General features: G+C 63.1%; 9 protein-coding genes and 2 pseudogenes. 9 read left to right on the forward strand and 2 right to left on the reverse strand.

Annotation, left to right across the window (positions count from 1 at the left end; translation table 11 throughout):
• The 7 genes and pseudogenes from T331_RS0107615 to treY form a co-directional block, all read left to right on the forward strand.
• A partial coding sequence (locus tag T331_RS0107615; protein ID WP_026439590.1) for an IS5/IS1182 family transposase occupies positions 1 to 309 on the forward strand: 309 nt, incomplete at its 5' end.
• Between the two features lie 13 nt (positions 310 to 322).
• Positions 323 to 3,019 (forward strand): annotated as a pseudogene (locus tag T331_RS19445) (putative maltokinase); the annotation flags it as partial.
• Entirely contained in the window at positions 3,012 to 5,129 is a 2,118-nt protein-coding gene (glgB, locus tag T331_RS0107625) for a 1,4-alpha-glucan branching protein GlgB (protein WP_026439591.1), read from the forward strand. The pseudogene T331_RS19445 and the gene glgB, both read left to right, overlap by 8 nt.
• 3 nt (positions 5,130 to 5,132) lie before the next feature.
• Positions 5,133 to 7,223, forward strand: coding sequence for a glycogen debranching protein GlgX (gene glgX, locus T331_RS0107630; RefSeq protein WP_026439592.1), 2,091 nt, complete (start codon positions 5,133 to 5,135; stop codon positions 7,221 to 7,223).
• A complete protein-coding gene (treZ, locus tag T331_RS0107635; RefSeq protein WP_026439593.1) occupies positions 7,220 to 8,935 on the forward strand; it encodes a malto-oligosyltrehalose trehalohydrolase in 1,716 nt (571 codons plus the stop codon). Before glgX ends, treZ begins: the two co-directional genes overlap by 4 nt.
• Positions 8,932 to 10,827, forward strand: a complete 1,896-nt coding sequence (gene malQ / locus T331_RS0107640) for a 4-alpha-glucanotransferase (protein WP_244876916.1) — start codon at positions 8,932 to 8,934, stop codon at positions 10,825 to 10,827. The genes treZ and malQ overlap by 4 nt, the downstream gene beginning before the upstream one ends.
• A complete protein-coding gene (treY, locus tag T331_RS0107645) occupies positions 10,824 to 13,532 on the forward strand; it encodes a malto-oligosyltrehalose synthase (protein WP_026439595.1) in 2,709 nt (902 codons plus the stop codon). Before malQ ends, treY begins: the two co-directional genes overlap by 4 nt.
• Positions 13,533 to 13,722: 190 nt before the next feature.
• Here treY and T331_RS0107650 read toward each other — a convergent pair whose 3' ends face one another.
• Together T331_RS0107650 and nikR are read right to left on the reverse strand one after the other, a co-directional pair.
• Positions 13,723 to 13,971: a CsbD family protein gene (locus T331_RS0107650; protein ID WP_008494615.1), complete on the reverse strand. Its 249-nt coding sequence runs from the start codon at positions 13,969 to 13,971 to the stop codon at positions 13,723 to 13,725.
• A 181-nt stretch (positions 13,972 to 14,152) separates the two neighbouring features.
• Positions 14,153 to 14,491, reverse strand: a pseudogene (gene nikR / locus T331_RS20605) (nickel-responsive transcriptional regulator NikR); the annotation flags it as partial.
• A 95-nt stretch (positions 14,492 to 14,586) separates the two neighbouring features.
• On the opposite strand from nikR, the gene T331_RS0107660 reads away from it, so the two are divergent.
• Positions 14,587 to 15,660 (forward strand): HoxN/HupN/NixA family nickel/cobalt transporter, encoded by a 1,074-nt coding sequence (locus T331_RS0107660; RefSeq protein ID WP_026439597.1) that lies wholly within the window; start codon positions 14,587 to 14,589, stop codon positions 15,658 to 15,660.
• A 132-nt stretch (positions 15,661 to 15,792) separates the two neighbouring features.
• On the forward strand, positions 15,793 to 17,028 hold the full coding sequence (locus T331_RS0107665) for an MFS transporter (protein ID WP_026439598.1): 1,236 nt from the start codon (positions 15,793 to 15,795) through the stop codon (positions 17,026 to 17,028).
• The last annotated feature ends 5 nt before the right edge of the window (positions 17,029 to 17,033 follow it).

The raw sequence follows: 17,033 nt of genomic DNA on the forward strand, positions 1-17,033 counted from the left end.
CCACAGGCGGAAGCCCTGCTGGATGGGTTGCAGGGTGTTGGTCATGTCATCGCTGACGCTGCCTACGACGCAGATCCCCTACGCGCTTTCATTGCCAATGATCTCGGTGCAACCGCTCAGATCAAGGCTAATCCCAGCCGCGCCATAAGCCCCCCAATCGACTGGAGGCTCTACAAGGAGCGCCATCAGGTCGAGTGCTTCTTCAATAAACTCAAACGCTTCCGCAGAATCGCCCTCAGATGCGAAAAAACCATCAAAGCCTTCATGGGCTTCGTACATCTCGCTTGCGCCATGATTTGGCTACGATGAATGCAGACACGACCTAAAGGTCATGCGCTTCTGGCTTGACCTTGGAGTAGATGGCTTGCGCCTGGATGCAGTACCTTATCTGATTGAACGCGACGGCACGAACAATGAAAATTTGCCCGAAACCCATGCAGTTTTACGTCAGATCCGCGCAGCGTTGGACGCTCACGCACCGGGCCGCATGTTGCTCGCAGAAGCCAATCAATGGCCGGAAGATGCCCAGCAATATTTTGGAGATGGCGACGAATGCCACATGTCTTTCCATTTTCCCTTGATGCCTCGAATGTACATGGCGATCGCACAAGAAGATCGTTTTCCAATAACGGATATTATGAGGCAAACACCAGAAATTCCGGCATCTTGCCAGTGGGCGATTTTCCTTCGCAATCACGACGAACTGACGCTAGAAATGGTAACGGACTCGGAGCGTGATTATCTCTGGAACACTTACGCTGCCGACAAGCGCGCCCGCATCAATCTCGGCATACGTCGGCGCCTGGCGCCATTAATGGATCATGATCGTCGACGCATTGAATTGATGAACGGGCTCTTGCTCTCGATGCCCGGCACGCCCGTCATCTATTACGGTGATGAAATCGGCATGGGCGACAATATTCATCTTGGCGACAGAGATGGGGTACGCACTCCTATGCAATGGTCACCCGATAGAAATGGAGGCTTTTCGCGTGCAAATCCTGCAGATCTCGTGCTTCCGGCAGTCATGGATGCAATCAGCGGCTTCGATGCTGTTAATGTCGAACGCCAATCGGCAGATCAATATTCGCTGTTGAATTGGATGCGGAGGATGCTGGCCGTACGCAAGAGACACAAATCTTTCGGTCGCGGGACACAGCAATTTCTCTATCCCGCCAACCGTAGAATTCTGGCATTTCTACGCTGTTTCAACAACGAGTCTGGAGATGAGGAAAAAATCCTCTGCGTTTATAACTTATCACGCACGGCGCAAGCGGTCGAGCTGGATCTGTCTGCATTCGAGGGACTTGTGCCCGTGGACCTGATTGGAGGTTCTGGGTTTCCAGCTATTGGCCAACTAACTTATCTTCTGACGCTACCACCGTTTGGATTTTACTGGTTTGCGCTCGCCACGGAAGAGGCCTTACCGCCGTGGCATATTAAGCCATCCACGCCGCTGCCAGAATTGACGACACTTGTCATCCGCAAAAACGTGAATGAAATCGCCACAGCGCCTGCAAGGCGAATTTTGGAAACCGACATTCTTCCCTCCTACTTAGTCCGTAGGCGTTGGTTCCCGGCCAAGGACCAGGACATTTCCGAAGTACTCTTAACACGAATGGAGCTCATTTCCGAGCATTTGCAAGACGTTTTGCTCACTGAAGTCCAAGTGGAAGTGCAGGGCCATATGCAACGGTTCAATCTGCCGTTAGGAATTTCTTGGGACGGGGAAACAAATGCACCATTGCCTTCACAATTGGCATTGGCGCGCGTGCGCCAGGGGCGCCGACTCGGCTATCTTACGGATGCGTTCGCGTTAGATTCTTTTCCGGCCTTAATGGTGCGCGCACTCCGCGCTGGACAGACTGTCCAAGTCGCTGATGGAGCTACTATCGTTTGCCGCCTAGAGGCGCCGCTTGCCGCAATCGAGCTACCCGCAGAGCCGGAAATCCGCCGCCTTTCCGCAGAACAGTCCAACAGCTCATTGACCCTCGCGCAGAAAATCGTTGTTAAATTGATACAACTAGTGAACTCTGGCATCAATCCTGAAGTTGAAATGATGCGACATTTGACCAAGCAAGGCTTTGCCAATACGCCTTCGCTGTTAGGGGAAATTATGATGACCGCACCTGATGGTGAGGTTCATTCAATTGTCGTGGCACAGTCTTTTCAAGAAAATCAAGGTGACGCGTGGCAATATACATTGAATTATCTTGATCGGTTTATCGATCAGATAGGCATTGACGGCCGTAATTCCGAGGATGAAGCAGATCTCATGAATGCCTACGCGAGCTTCGCCCGCGCCCTCGGTACTAGATTAGCAGAGCTACACGAGGTCTTAGCCCGACCGTGCGCAGACAAATCCTTCAAGCCAGTGACCGTGTCGCGTGACGAGGCTAAGAAATGGGGCGAGGCTGCGTTCAAACAGTTTGAGGCTGCTTTGGCAGCGATCGAGAAGCTGAAAGAATATCCTGATGAGCAGACGGCGAGGTCAGCAAGGTTTCTACGGGATTGCTCGGGCGATCTACAAAAATTGCTGCCACGCCTTGCATTGACGGGCGAAGGGACGTTGGCAACGCGCATCCATGGCGATTTTCATTTAGGGCAAGTGCTCGTCGATAGGGGTGACGCCTGGATCATTGATTTTGAAGGCGAACCGTCAAAACCTCTAGCAGAGCGGCGCGCGAAGAGCGCACCGGCTCGCGATGTGGCCGGGTTGCTACGCAGTTTCGATTACGCCATTGCTGTCGCTCAACAAGGACAGATGACCCCGGAAAAGGCACAGGCCGAAGCTCCGCTACATCGCTTCTGTGAGACGATGCGCGCTGAGTTCAGCGGGGCATACACAGAAATAAGGCAACAAAGGCAGGACGAACTTCTTCAACTTTTCTTGGTCGAGAAGGCAGCTTATGAGATCTGCTACGAGGCTGCTAATCGACCAAGTTGGACCGGAATTCCGATACGTGGTCTCGCCGCTATTGCATCACGGATTTTAGTGCGGGAAGAACATGATGCTTGATCCGGCGCTTCAAGCTTTGGCAGAAGGGCGGCATGGCGATCCGTTTGCGTTGCTTGGGCCTCACGGAACGATTGTTCGTATGTTGTTGCCGTATGCCAGGCGCGTGGAATTGATAGGACCTACCGGCGTGTCGTTCGCCGAAGCACAGCATCTTGAGCAGGGCGTGTGGGAGGCACGGGTTGATGCGCCAACCGCCTACCGTCTACGGGTCGATTGGGGGGGGGTTAGCGAGGAGTTCGAGGATCCCTACAGCTTTGGAACTTTGTTGTCCGACTTCGATCTTTTCTTGCTTAGCGAAGGGAGGAAGCATCTGCTGGCAGATTGCCTCGGCGCGCGGATACTGGAAATTGACGGAGTCCCGGGCGTGCGATTCTCGGTTTGGGCGCCGAATGCGCGACGCGTTTCCGTGGTTGGCGGCTTCAATGGCTGGGACGGGCGACGCCACGCCATGCGCCGGCGCGATGGTGGTGTGTGGGAAATTTTCATACCGTGCCTACCGGCGGGTAGTTTGTATAAATATGAAATTCTCGGGCCGCATGGCTTGCTGCCCTTAAAAGCCGATCCGGTGGCTCGACAAGCGGAATTGCCACCGGCGACGGCGTCGGTTGTGGCGGCACAACTGCCGGCCGTGCTGCGGCGCGCGCCTCTTCCCGATGATGCGCCACTCTCCATCTATGAGGTACACGCGCCCTCTTGGATGCGTCATCACAATGGTGCGAGTTACGATTGGGACGAGTTGGCGGAGCGGCTTGTACCCTACGCGAAAGATCTTGGTTTTACGCATATCGAACTTTTGCCCGTTATAGCCCACCCGTTTGGTGGGTCCTGGGGGTATCAGCCTCTCAGTCAATTCGCGCCGATGCCTAACATGGGTACACCGGACGCATTCGCACGCTTTGTCGGCGCCTGTCACGAGGCAGGTTTGGGTGTGATCTTGGACTGGGTTCCGGCGCATTTTCCATCCGACGAGCACGGGCTGGCGATGTTTGATGGCACCCACCTCTATGAGCATCAGGACCCACGGGAGGGTTTCCATCAGGATTGGAACACGCTGATTTACAATCTTGGCCGCACCGAGGTGAAGCAATTCTTGATTGCCAGCGCGTTATTTTGGTTGGAACAATATGGGGTGGACGGGCTGCGGGTGGATGCTGTCGCCTCCATGCTGTATCGTGATTATTCGCGCGCTGAAGGGCAATGGGTGCCTAACATCCATGGCGGCCGGGAAAACCTCGAAGCTGTGTCATTTTTAAAGGAGCTATCAGAGACGATCGCGGCGCGGGTGCCCGGTGCGTTGCTGATTGCAGAGGAGTCCACCGCTTGGCCTGGAGTCAGCCGTCCGGTGGCCGAAGGTGGGCTGGGCTTTACGCATAAATGGAATATGGGGTGGATGCATGACAGCCTGCATTACGTGCAGGAAAATCCGATCCATCGGGCCTACCATCATGGGCAGCTGACCTTCGGCTTGGTGTATGCGTTCTCAGAGCGGTTTGTTCTGCCAATTTCGCATGATGAGGTAGTGCATGGCAAAGGTTCGCTGCTTGGCAAAATGCCGGGCGATGAATGGCAGCGCTTCGCCAATCTGCGCGCCTACCTTGCCTTCATGTGGGCGCATCCAGGCAAGACGCTTTTGTTCATGGGTTGCGAGTTTGGCCAACCTACCGAATGGAACCATAATGCCGAATTGCCCTGGCACTTGCTGCAATATGCACCGCATGCCGGAGTGCAGGGGCTGGTTCGGCGGCTCAATACAACGCTGGCGGAAAATCCGGCGTTGTATCAGCGTGATTTCACGTCGGACGGGTTTCGCTGGGTGATCGAGGATGATGCCGGGCAGAGCGTCTATGCATTTCTGCGCCAGGGCGCGCCGGACGGGAAACGGGTTCTGGTGCTCAGCAACTTCACCCCCTTGCCGCGCCATAATTATCGCGTCGGTATACCGGAAGGACGGTGGGAAGAGATTTTGAATTCCGATGCGATGGAATTTGGCGGCTCCGGTGTCGGCCATTGCGGTGTGCGCGAGAGCGAGCCGCATCCTTCTCATGGCCAACCGGCCTCCTTGTCCCTGTCTCTGCCGCCACTTGGCGTTCTCTATCTGCGGGAGCTCTAGACCATGCCTTGGACGACGCAAAAAATGCTGCCTGGAAAACCATACCCTCTGGGCGCGCATTGGGACGGGCTTGGGGTAAATTTCGCGGTATTTTCCGCGCATGCGCAGCGGATCGAATTATGCTTGTTCAACCCGGCCGGGCGCAGGGAGGTTCGGCGGATCGAGCTGCCGGACTGCACGGATGAGATTTTTCATGGCTACCTGCCGCAGGCGGGGCCAGGTTTGCTTTATGGCTATCGCGCCCATGGCCCCTACCAACCGGAGGCGGGGCATCGCTTCAACCCGAACAAGCTTCTGCTCGATCCCTACGCAAAACGCCTTTCTGGCACTTTAACTTTTTCAGAATCGCTGTTTGGCTATAATGTCGGCTCGACGCGCGGCGACCTCTCCTTCGACCGGCGCGATTCCGCGAATTTCATGCCCAAGGCCGTGGTGGTCAACGAGACCTTTCCCTGGGGTCGTGACGCGCCGCCTCACCGGGCTTGGGAAGAGAGCGTGATCTATGAAGCGCATCTGCGCGGATTCACCAAAACCCATCCTGACGTGGCCGAAAGCGAGCGTGGCAGTTTCGCCGGGTTGGGCAATCCGCGCGTCATCGAACATCTGGTCAAGCTTGGCATCACCGCCATCGAGCTGCTGCCGGTGCATGCCTATCTGCAGGATCACTTCCTGCAGCAGAAGGGCCTGCGCAATTATTGGGGCTATTCCACCCTCGCCTTCTTCGCGCCGGAGCCCGCCTACGTGGCCAACCCAGAGTCCGGCAGCCGGGAAATTCGCGAGACCGTGCGCAAGCTGCATGAGGCCGGGATCGAGATCATTCTCGATGTCGTCTATAACCATACCTGCGAAGGCAGCGAGATGGGGCCGACGCTGTCCTGGCGGGGGCTGGATAATCTTTCCTACTATCAGCCGGTGAAGGATAAGCCGCGCTATCTGGTGAATGACACGGGCTGCGGCAACACGCTGAATGTGGCGCATCCGCGGGTGCTGCAAATGGTGCTGGATTCGCTGCGCCATTGGGTGGAGGAATACCATGTCGACGGGTTCCGCTTTGATCTCGGCTCGACGCTGGGGCGCGAGAGCTATGGCTTTGATCCGCATGGCGGCTTCTTTGACGCCATCCGGCAGGACCCTGTGCTCTCCAGGGTGAAGCTGATTTCCGAACCCTGGGATATCGGCCCTGGCGGGTATCAGCTTGGCAACCATCCGCCGGGCTTTGCGGAGTGGAACGACCAGTATCGCGATACGCATCGCCGCTATTGGCGCGGCGATGCCGGGCAGCGCGGGGCGCTTGCCGGCAAGCTGATGGGATCGAGTGAGATTTTCGAGCATCATCGCCGCAAAAGCTGGGCCAGTATCAATTATATCGCCTCGCATGACGGGTTTACCGTGCATGACCTCGTCACCTACGCGGAGCGCCATAACGAGGCGAATGGCGAGGATAACAAGGACGGGCACGGCGAAAATTATTCCGCCAATTACGGCCATGAGGGCGAGACCGAGGACCAGGCGGTCAATGGTACCCGCGCTGCGCTCAAGCGCGCCTTGCTGGGCTCGCTGTTTCTCTCCCACGGCACGCCGATGCTGCAGGCCGGCGATGAGATGGGCCGCACCCAGCAGGGCAATAACAACGCCTATTGCCAGGATAATGAAATCTCCTGGCTCGACTGGTCAAAAAAGGATGAGGGCCTGATCGCGTTTGCGAGCAAGGTGATCGCCCTGCGGACGGCGCATCCGAGCCTACGGCCAGGACATTTCATGCATGGGCGCAAGGAGATTTTGCCCGGTATTCAGGATGCGAGCTGGTTCGATGAATCCGGCAACATGCTGGATGAGGCGGCCTGGGCGGACGCGTCGGCGCAGATGTTCTCGCTGCGCCGCGCGGTGAGAAGCGATGAGCAGCTCGATATCACGCTGGCGATGTTCAATGCCGCCGCCGAGGCACGCGACTACACCCTGCCCGGCCCGGCTATGGGCTGGACATTGGTCCTGGATAGCGCCCGGCCGGATCTGGAGCCGGTGCGCGTGGAGGGCGACAAGGTGCATGTGGCGCCGCGCGCGGTGCTGCTGCTGGTTGCTGACGCGGCGTCATGAGCCTGATCCAATTCGGCGCGCGCCCGCTCAGCACAGCGCAAACCCGCTTCACCCTCTGGGCACCGCAGGCGCGCATGGTCGAGCTGATGCGCGATGGCGCAGCGCAGACCATGCAGCGTGGGGAGACCGGATTATGGACCATCGACGCCGACGCCCCCGCCGGCAGTGCCTACCAATATCGGATCGATGGCGAGACTCTGGTGCCCGACCCGGCCTCCCGCGCCCAGCAGCAGGATGTGCATGGGCCGAGCCTGGTGGTGGATCTGACCTACGCCTGGCGGCACCCGGACTGGCGCGGGCGGCCACTCAGCGAGACGGTGATCTATGAGCTGCATGTCGGCGCGATGGGCGGCTTTGCCGGTGTCATGGCACATCTGCCGCGTCTGGCCGCTCTGGGTGTCACCGCCATTCAACTGATGCCGGTGGCGGATTTTCCCGGGCGCTGGAACTGGGGCTATGACGGCGTGCTGCCCTACGCGCCGGATGCGGCCTACGGCACCCCGGCTGAGCTGCAAGCGCTGGTGGATGCGGCGCATGGGCACGGGCTGCAGATGTTTCTCGATGTCGTCTATAATCATTTCGGCCCGGACGGAAATTATCTGCACGGCTACGCCAGCGATTTCTTTCGCGCCGACCGCGCCACCCCCTGGGGCGATGCGATCGATTTCCGCCGCCGCGCGGTGCGGGATTTCTTCATCGGCAATGCGCTGCAATGGGTGTGCGATTACCGTTTCGACGGGCTGCGCTTCGATGCGGTGCATGCCATCGCCGATAAAGACTTTCTGCATGAGCTGGCGGGCGCCATCCGCAGCGCCACGCCAGGGCGGCATGTGCATCTGATCCTGGAAAATGAGGAGAATGATGCCAGCCTGATCGGCGGCGGGCCGAAGAACTTCGATGCGCAATGGGATGATGATTTTCACCATTGCCTGCATGTGCTGCTGATCGGCGAGAAGGATGCCTATTACGAGGATTTCCAGGGTGCCGCGCGGCTGCTGGCGCGCTGCCTGGCGGAGGGCTTCGCCTACCAGGGCGAGCCCTCGCCGCATGCTGGCGGGGCGCCGCGCGGCAGTGACAGCACAGGCCTGCCTACCAGCGCCTTCGTGATCTGCCTGCAGAATCATGACCAGGTCGGCAACCGGGCGTTTGGCGAGCGGCTGCGCGCGCTGGCGCATCCGGATGCGCTGCGCGCCGCGGTGGCGTTGCTGCTCTTCACCCCGCAGATCCCGATGCTGTTCTTTGGCGAGGAGAGCGGCGAGACCACGCCCTTTCTGTTCTTCACCGACCATCACGATGAACTGCGCCAGGCGGTCACCGAAGGCAGGCGTAAGGAATTCGCGAAATTCCCTGCCTTTTCCGATCCCGAGGTGCGCGAGACCATCCCTGACCCGAACGATCCCGCCAGCTTCGAAGCCAGCCGCCCGCATTTTCCCGAGACCAGCTGGACCGCCATCTATCAAAACTGCCTGGCGCTGCGGGCGCGGGAAATCGCCCCGGGTCTGCAAGGCTGCCGCAGCCTGGGGGCGCAGGCGCTGGGCCGGCATGCGGTGCGTGCAAGCTGGCGGATGGGCGATGGCAGCCTGCTCACCCTGGCGGCGAATTTCGGGCATGAGGCGGTGGCCTTGCAGGCTGCACCCGGCCGCCAGCTTTACGGCCCGCCAGTCACCAACAGCCTGCCCGCCTGCACCACCTGCCTGTGGCGGGGCGCGTGACAGACCTGCACCGCGCCGCCGCCCAGGCCGGCATTGCCCGGCGCTGGCAGGATGCTGGGGGTGAGACGCAAATTGTCAGCGACGAGACGCTGCGCCTGGTGCTGGAGGCGCTGGGGGAAAGCCGGGCCGATCAGCCGCAGGCGCTTCACACCGCCTGGGTTGGCCAGGCGCTCCGCCTGCCAGGGCGGCCAGGCGCAGCGCGGGTGATTTACGAGGACGGCAGCACCCAGGCGCTGACAGCGCTGAAGGCGCCAGGCGGTATCGTGCTGCCGGGGCTGGAGCGGGCGGGCTATCATCGCATCGAGATCGGCGCGCGGACGCATGACATCGCGATCGCACCGGGCCGCGCGTACGGCTTGGCCCCAACGCAGGGGCGGCTCTGGGGGCTGGCCTTGCAGCTATATGCGCTGCGCCGGACGGATGATGGCGGCATCGGCGATTTCGCGGCCCTGGCGGCACATGGGCGCGAGGCGGCGGCGCAAGGGGCGGATGCCATCGCGCTCAGCCCGGTGCATGCGTTGTTCGCGGGCGATGTCACGCGTTATGCGCCCTATGCCCCGTCCAGCCGCATCGCGCTGAATGTGCTGCATATCGCCCGCCATGCCATCGCCCCGCCGGATGAGCTGATCGACTGGCCGCGCGCCGCCGCGCGCAAGCTCGCCTTGCTGCGGCAGGATTTCGACCATGGCGTCGACGAGGCCGGACTGGCCGCCTATCGGGCACAGGCCGGGGCGGATCTGGAGCAGCATGCGCGGTATGAGGCGCTCAGCCTGCATCTGGGCAGCTGTGACTGGCGGCGTTGGCCGGTGGCGTATCGGCATCCGGACAATCCGGCGCTGGCGGATTTCTCTACCACCCATGCCAAGGAGATCGCCTTCCATGCCTGGCTGCAATGGCAGGCGGAGGCGGGGCTGGAGGCGGCCCAGCAGGCCTGCCGTGGTGCCGGGGCGCGGATCGGGCTGATCAGCGATCTGGCGGTGGGCACCAGTGCGGATGGCGCCCAGGCCTGGGGACGGCAGAGCGAGATGCTGAACGGGTTGGAAATCGGCGCGCCGCCGGACCTGTTCAACCAGGAGGGCCAGGGCTGGGGCATTACCGGTTTCTCGCCGCTGGGGCTGCGGCGCAGCGGGTTTTCCGGCTATCTCGCCATGCTGCGCCACGCGTTGCGCCATGCCGGCGGCGTGCGCATCGACCATGTGATGGGGCTGAAGCGGCTCTGGGTGGTGCCGCTGGGGCGCTCGCCGCGCGAGGGCGCGTATCTGTCGATGCCCTTTCAGGATCTGCTGCGCCTGACCGTGCTGGAATCGACCCGCCATCGCGCCATCGTGCTGGGCGAGGATCTCGGCACGCTGCCGCAGGGGCTGCGGGCGGATCTGGCGCGCGCCGGGATTGCCGGGATGCGGGTGCTCTGGTTCGAACGGCGTGGCACGAGCTTCATTTCCCCGTCCCGCTGGTCGCCGGACGCGGTGGCGATGACCACCACCCATGATTTGCCAACGGTGACCGGCTGGTGGCAGAGCGAGGATATCGCCTGGCGGCAGCGCCTGGGGCGGGCCAGCGAGGATGAGGCGGCGCGGGGGGAAGATCGCGCCGCCTTGTGGGCGGCGTTTCGTCGCTCCGGCGCCACCCGCGCGGCGCAGCCTAGCCCGCAGGAGGCCGGGCCGGTGACGTTGGCGGCGGCACGGCATCTCGGCAAATCCGCCTGCGCGCTGGCGCTGCTGCCGATCGAGGATGCGCTGAGCAGCCCGGATGCACCCAATTTGCCAGGCACCACCGATGAGCACCCCAACTGGCGCCGCCGCCTGCCCGCGGATGCGCCAAGCTTATTCGCCCGGGAGGATGTGAAGGCCCGGCTTTCCGCCCTCGATCAGGCCCGCAAGGAGGCAAAATGACCCTGCGCACCACGCCGCGCGCCACCGCCCGGCTGCAATTCCACAAGGATTTCACCCTCGATGACGCGGTGGCGCTGGTGCCGTACTATGCGGCCCTTGGCGTCTCGCATCTCTACGCCTCGCCGCTGCTGACCGCCCGCGCCGGCTCGATGCATGGCTATGACGTGATCGACCCGACCCGGATCAACCCGGAGTTGGGCGGCATGGAGGCGTTGGAGCGGCTGGTGGCGGCGCTGCGGGCACATGAGATGGGGCTGCTGCTGGATATCGTGCCCAACCATATGGCAGTGGGCGGGGCGGATAATCCCTGGTGGCAGGATGTGCTGGAGCATGGGCAACGCAGCGCCTACGCGAATTTCTTCGATATCGACTGGGATAATCCGGACCCGCTGCTGAACAGGCGGGTGCTGGCGCCGTATCTTGGCTTGCAATATGGCGAGGCGCTGCAATCCGGAGAGATCAAGCTGGCTCTGGCCCAATCGGGCGGGCTGGTGCTGCGCTATCATGAGCATGAATTGCCGCTCTCTCTGGCCAGCATCGCGCCATTGCTGCGCGGGCTTTCCGCCCCGCTGGCGCAGCATTTCGCCGAGGCGGCGCAGGCCGCAAATCCGGCCCAGGCCGGTGCGGCGGCCAAACAGGCGCTGCGGAACTTCGCCACGGCACAGAAGGAAGCGCTGGCGCCGCATCTGGCGGGGTTTTCCAGCCCCGGCCGGCTGCACCAGCTCTTGCGCCGGCAGCATTACCGGCTGGCCTGGTGGCGCACCGCCGCCGCCGAGATCAACTGGCGCCGTTTCTTCGACATTAACAGCCTGGCCGGGCTGCGGGTGGAACGCCCGGAGGTGTTTGACGCCACCCATGGGCTGATTCTGCAGCTTTATGTGCGCGGGCTGATCGACGGGGTGCGGGTGGACCATGTGGACGGGCTGGCAGCACCGGGCACCTATCTGCGCAAGCTGCGCCGGGTGATGGCGGCTGCGGGGGCGCAGCGCCCTGCAAGCGCCGCGCAGGGCGCGCCCTATATCGTGGTGGAAAAAATCCTGGCGGCGGGCGAGACGATGCCCGCGCGCTGGCAGGCGGATGGCACCACCGGCTATGATTTCATGGATCAGGTCAGTGCCGTGCTGCACGACCCGGCGGGCGAGGCGGAGCTGAGCGCGCTCTGGAGCCTGACCGGGCGCGGCACGGATTTTCTGCAAATCGAGGACCAGACGCGCCGGCAGGTTCTGCGCGACAGCCTGGCCGGAGAGCTGACGCGGCTGGCGGGGCTGCTCACCCGGCTGGCAAGGCAGGACCGCGCCACCACGGATTTTTCCTATTACGTGATCAAGCAAGGGCTGCAGGAGCTGCTGGCCGCCTTCCCGGTCTATCGCATCTATGCGGGACCTGCTGGCGCGGATGCGGAGGATGGCCGCGCCTTCGATACGGCGATGGGGCTGGCCGCGCAGCGCATCCGCCGTGCCGACCGGCCGGTGCTGGACCTGCTGCGCCACTGGCTGCTGGAGGCCCGGCCCTGCGCCCTGCCCGCCGGCCCGGCGCGCGCATTGCTGCTGCGCACGCGCATCGCCTTTCAGCAGCTTTCCTCCCCCACTGCAGCGAAGGCGGTGGAGGATACGGCGTTTTACCGGTTTGGGCGGCTGCTCTCGCGCAATGAGGTCGGCTCCAACCCGGGCCAGTTCAGCCTTACCCCGGCCAGCTTCCACGCCCAGGCGGCCTGGCGCGGCGCCTTCACCCCCGGCGCCATGCTGGCCACCGCCACCCATGACCATAAGCGCGGCGAGGATACCCGCGCGCGCCTGGCCGTGCTCTCCGAAATCCCTGGCGAATGGGAGCTGGCGGCGACGCGCTGGATGCGGCTGAACGCGGCGATCCGCGAGCCGGTGGGGCCGGATGCGGCAGATGAGCTGATGCTCTACCAGATGCTGGTGGCGGGCTGGCCGCTGGGGCTGGAGGCGCAGCACCAGGCCGGGATCGAGGCCTATGGCACGCGCGTCGCCGCCTGGCAGCAGAAATCCCTGCGTGAGGCCAAGCTGCATTCGGAATGGGCGGCGCCGAATGAGGAGTATGAAGCGGCTTGCGAGCGCTTCCTGATGGCCTGCCTGGATGCCAGGCGGCCGATGCTCTACGAGCTGATCGCCTTCGCCAGCCGCATCGCCGCTGCCGGGGCGATCAACGGGCTGACGCAGACGCTGCTGCGCCTGACCGTGCCGGGTGTGCCGGATCTCTATCAGGGCACGGAATTCTGGGACCAGAGTTTTGTCGATCCGGATAATCGCCGGCCGGTTGATTTCACCGCGCGCATGTCCGGACTGCGGCAAGGGCCAGAGGATCTCACCGCCTGGCGGGATGGGCGGGTGAAGCAGGGCCTGATCGCCCGCGCCCTCGCCGCCCGCCGCGAGATGCAGGGTCTGTTCGCCCATGGCAGCTACGAGGCGCTGGAGGCGGACGGCGATATGGCGGGGCATCTCATCGCCTTCCGCCGGGCGGATTTGCAGCATGAGATGCTCACCCTCGCCACCCGGCTGGCGGGGGGCTTCATGGTGCAGATTCCGCTGCTGCCGCCTTATGTCTGGGGCACCACCAGCCTCGCGGTGCCGTCCGGGCGCTGGCGCGATGAGCTGACCGGCACCGCGTATGAAAGCCCCGGTACGCTGCTGTTGCGCGAACTGCTGGCCAAGTTGCCGGTGGCGCTGCTGCGGCGGGTTTGACATCGCGCGGCCCACTCGATCTCGCTTCTGCGGATCGACGGCGCTAAAGCATGATCTGTTGCGGTGGACGCGACAGCATTAAATCATGAATTGAAATTGTTTGTAGAAAACAGTGCATCAAGCTTGATGCTCTGTTTCCTCAGGTCGCCGCTTGGTGGCAAAAAAACGGGGCCTCGCGGCCCCGTTTTGGTTATTTGCGCATCAACCAGCCGGCGAGGAAGGAGACGCCGGCGACAGCCGCCAGCGCGGCCAGAGGCTTGTCCTTCACATTCTCGATCACATCATCGACCGTGGCGCCGAAGCTGCGCTGGGCTTGCCCGGCGGCCTGGTTCCACTTGCCCTCGGCCTGGGTCTTGGCATCGCCGGTCAGGCCGCCCAGCGCATCCTGCACCCGGCCACCAAACTCGCGCGCCGCACCTTTGATTTCGTTTTCGTCCATCACATAAACCTCCTTGGTCTAGCTTGCATGTAGGCGGCGGGAGGCGGCGGCCAATGACGGGAAGATTAAGAGTTTGAAGTGCGCCCCGGCGTATGGCTGTGGCTGTGCGCGCCATGCTCATGCGCCGGGCGGGGATGAGGTGTAGATGCGCGTGGCGCACCCCGCGCTGGGCGGTCAGCGCATCGGCATGGCGCTGCAGCGCCCGCGCCGGGCCACGCAAAATCGCCACCTCCAGGCACTCATCATGGCCGAAATGCACATGGGTGGTGGCGACGCTGAGATCATGCTGATGGTGCTGCGCCTCCACCAGGCGCAGCGGCAGGTCGCGCTGGGTGTGGTCGTAAACATAGGTCAGGGTGGCGATGCAGGGTGTGGCGCCATCGCGCAGATGGTCCTGGCGCGCCGCCTCGCGCAGCATCTCCCGCACCGCCTCCGAGCGGCTGGCATAGCCGCGCAGCGTCGCCAGCGCGTCCAGCTGGGCGAGAAGCTCGTCATCGATGGTGATGGTGACCCGTTCCATGTGCGGAGTGTGCGGCGAATGCGGGAGCGGGGCAATCTGCGTCAAAAAGCGTATGACAGAATTTTATTTTCCTCATACGCTTGAGGAGACAGGCGATGGAGGCGGAGCTTATGCTGGGCGCGTTGAGGCAAGCAATGGCGGGCGGCGCCGGCAGGCGCGGGGTGCTGATGTTGCTGGGCCTTGGGCTTGCCAATGCGCTGCTCTGGGGCGGGGCGCTCAGCCTGTTGCGGCATTATCCGTTGCTGCTGGGCACTGCGCTGCTGGCCTACGGCTTCGGGCTGCGCCATGCGGTGGATGCCGACCATATCGCCGCCATCGACAATGTCACCCGCAAGTTGATGCAGCAGGGGCAGCGCCCGGTTGGGGTGGGGCTGGCCTTTTCGCTCGGCCATTCCACCGTCGTCGTCGCGCTTTCCGCCGCCGTGGCGCTGAGCGCGGCGGCGCTCCAGGGGCGGTTTCACGCGCTATCCGGCTGGGGCGGTCTGTTCGGCACGCTGGTCTCCGGCCTGTTCCTGCTCGGCATGGCGGCACTCAATCTCAGCATTCTCCGCGGGCTGTTCAAAAGCTTCCGGCGGGTGCGCAAGGGCGGCGCCTACCGGGAGGAGGAGCTGGAACTGCTGCTGGCCCGGCGCGGGGTTTTCTCCCGGCTGTTCCGGGGCCTGTTCGGCATGGTCACGCAGAGCTGGCAGATGTATCCGATCGGCGTTCTGTTCGGGCTGGGCTTCGATACCGCGACCGAGGTGGGGCTGCTTGGCATCTCCGCCGCGGCGGCAAGCAAGGGGCTGCCGATCTGGACGATCATGATCTTCCCGGCGCTGTTCACCGCCGGCATGGCGCTGATCGACACGGCGGATTCCATCCTGATGCTGGGCGCCTATGGCTGGGCCTTCATGAAGCCGATGCGCAAGCTGTTCTACAACATGACCATCACGGCGGTCTCGGTGCTGGTGGCGGTGGGGATCGGCGGGATCGAGCTGCTGGGGATGGTCCAGGGCGCCTTCGTGCTCACCGGGCGGTTCTGGGACCAGGTGTCCTGGCTGAATGGTGATGCTGTCTTCGGGCTGCTCGGCTACGGCATCGTGGCGGTGTTTTTGGTGGCATGGCTGGCATCGGTCGCGATCTACAAGTTCAAACGCTATGACGAGCTGGAGATCGCGCCGGGCGACTAGAGCAATATGTGTTTATCTTGACGCGCCAGCGTCAAGATAAACACATGAGATTGCTCGCTCAAACAAAACCTAGCGCCCTTTCATTCGCCGCCCGCCGCGCCACATTCAAACCTGCAGCATGAGGGGGAGTGGATGCAGGCGCGCACGCGACACAGGCGGGGGCTGTCCCTCGCCATCCTGATCCTCGCCGGGTCCGTGAATTATTTGGACCGTTCAGCCCTTTCCATCGGCAATCCGCAGATCCGCCAGGAGCTGCATCTCTCCTACGCCCAGATGGGGCTGTTGCTGGCGGTGTTCGCCTGGGCCTACGGGCTGGCGCAACTGCCGGCCGGGGCGGCGATCGGCCGGTTCGGGGCGCGCAAAGTGCTCAGCGCCGGGCTCGTCCTATGGTCGGCGGCACAAATCAGCGCGGGGTTCGTTACCGGGCTGGGGTCGTTTCTGGCCGCGCGCGTCGCGCTGGGGCTGGGGGAATCGCCGATGTATATTGGCGGCACCCGGGTCTGCGCGGATTGGTACAAGGTGAGCGAGCGTGCCTTGCCAATTTCGCTGTTCAACGCCTCTTCCGCCTTTGCCCCGGCGCTGGCACCGCCGCTGCTCACGCTGCTGATGCTGGCCTGCGGCTGGCGGGGCATGTTCGTGGTGGCCGGGCTCGCGGGGCTGGGGGTGGCTCTGGGCTGGCTGCTGTATTATCGCGATCCGGCGCAGGCGGGGCTACCGCCGGAGGATCTCGCGGAGATCGCACCGGAGGATGGGGCCGAGGCGGCGGGGCTTGGCTGGGTGCTGCGCCAGCCCACCACCTGGGCGCTGTTTTTCGGGTTTTTCGGAATCATCTATGTCTCCTGGCTCTATGCCACCTGGCTGCCGGGTTGTCTGGAGACGGCGCGGCATCTCTCTCTCGGCAAGGCCGGATTTCTCTCCAGCCTGCCGCTGCTGGCGGGGTTTGCCGGGGCGGTGCTGGCGGGGTTTCTGGCGCGCGGGCTGGGCCGGCTTGGCTGCAGTCCGGCCTGGGCCTGCCTGGCGCCGGTGATCGCCGGCATGGCGCTGGCCGGGGCCTGCACGCTGGCCGCCGCGTTGGTCTCCGGGCTGGGGGCGGCGATCGCGCTGATCGCGGCGGGGCTGTTCGGCGCCAATCTGGCCTCCAGCTGCGGCTGGGCCCTGGCGGCGATCATCGCGCCGAACAAGGCGGTGGCGACGTTGGAGGCGGTGCAGAATGTCGGCGCCTCAATGGGTGGGGCGCTGGCACCGCTGGTGACCGGATTGGTGGTGCAGGCCACCGGCTCATTTACCCCGGCCTTTCTGCTGGCAGCGCTCATCGCGCTTGCCAGCGCCGCGATCTATGCGCTCGGCGCCCGGCGGCAGCTGGTTTGAGCGCG

This window comes from Acidocella facilis ATCC 35904, from assembly GCF_000687875.1.
In the GTDB taxonomy this organism is placed as follows: Bacteria; Pseudomonadota; Alphaproteobacteria; order Acetobacterales; family Acetobacteraceae; genus Acidocella; species Acidocella facilis.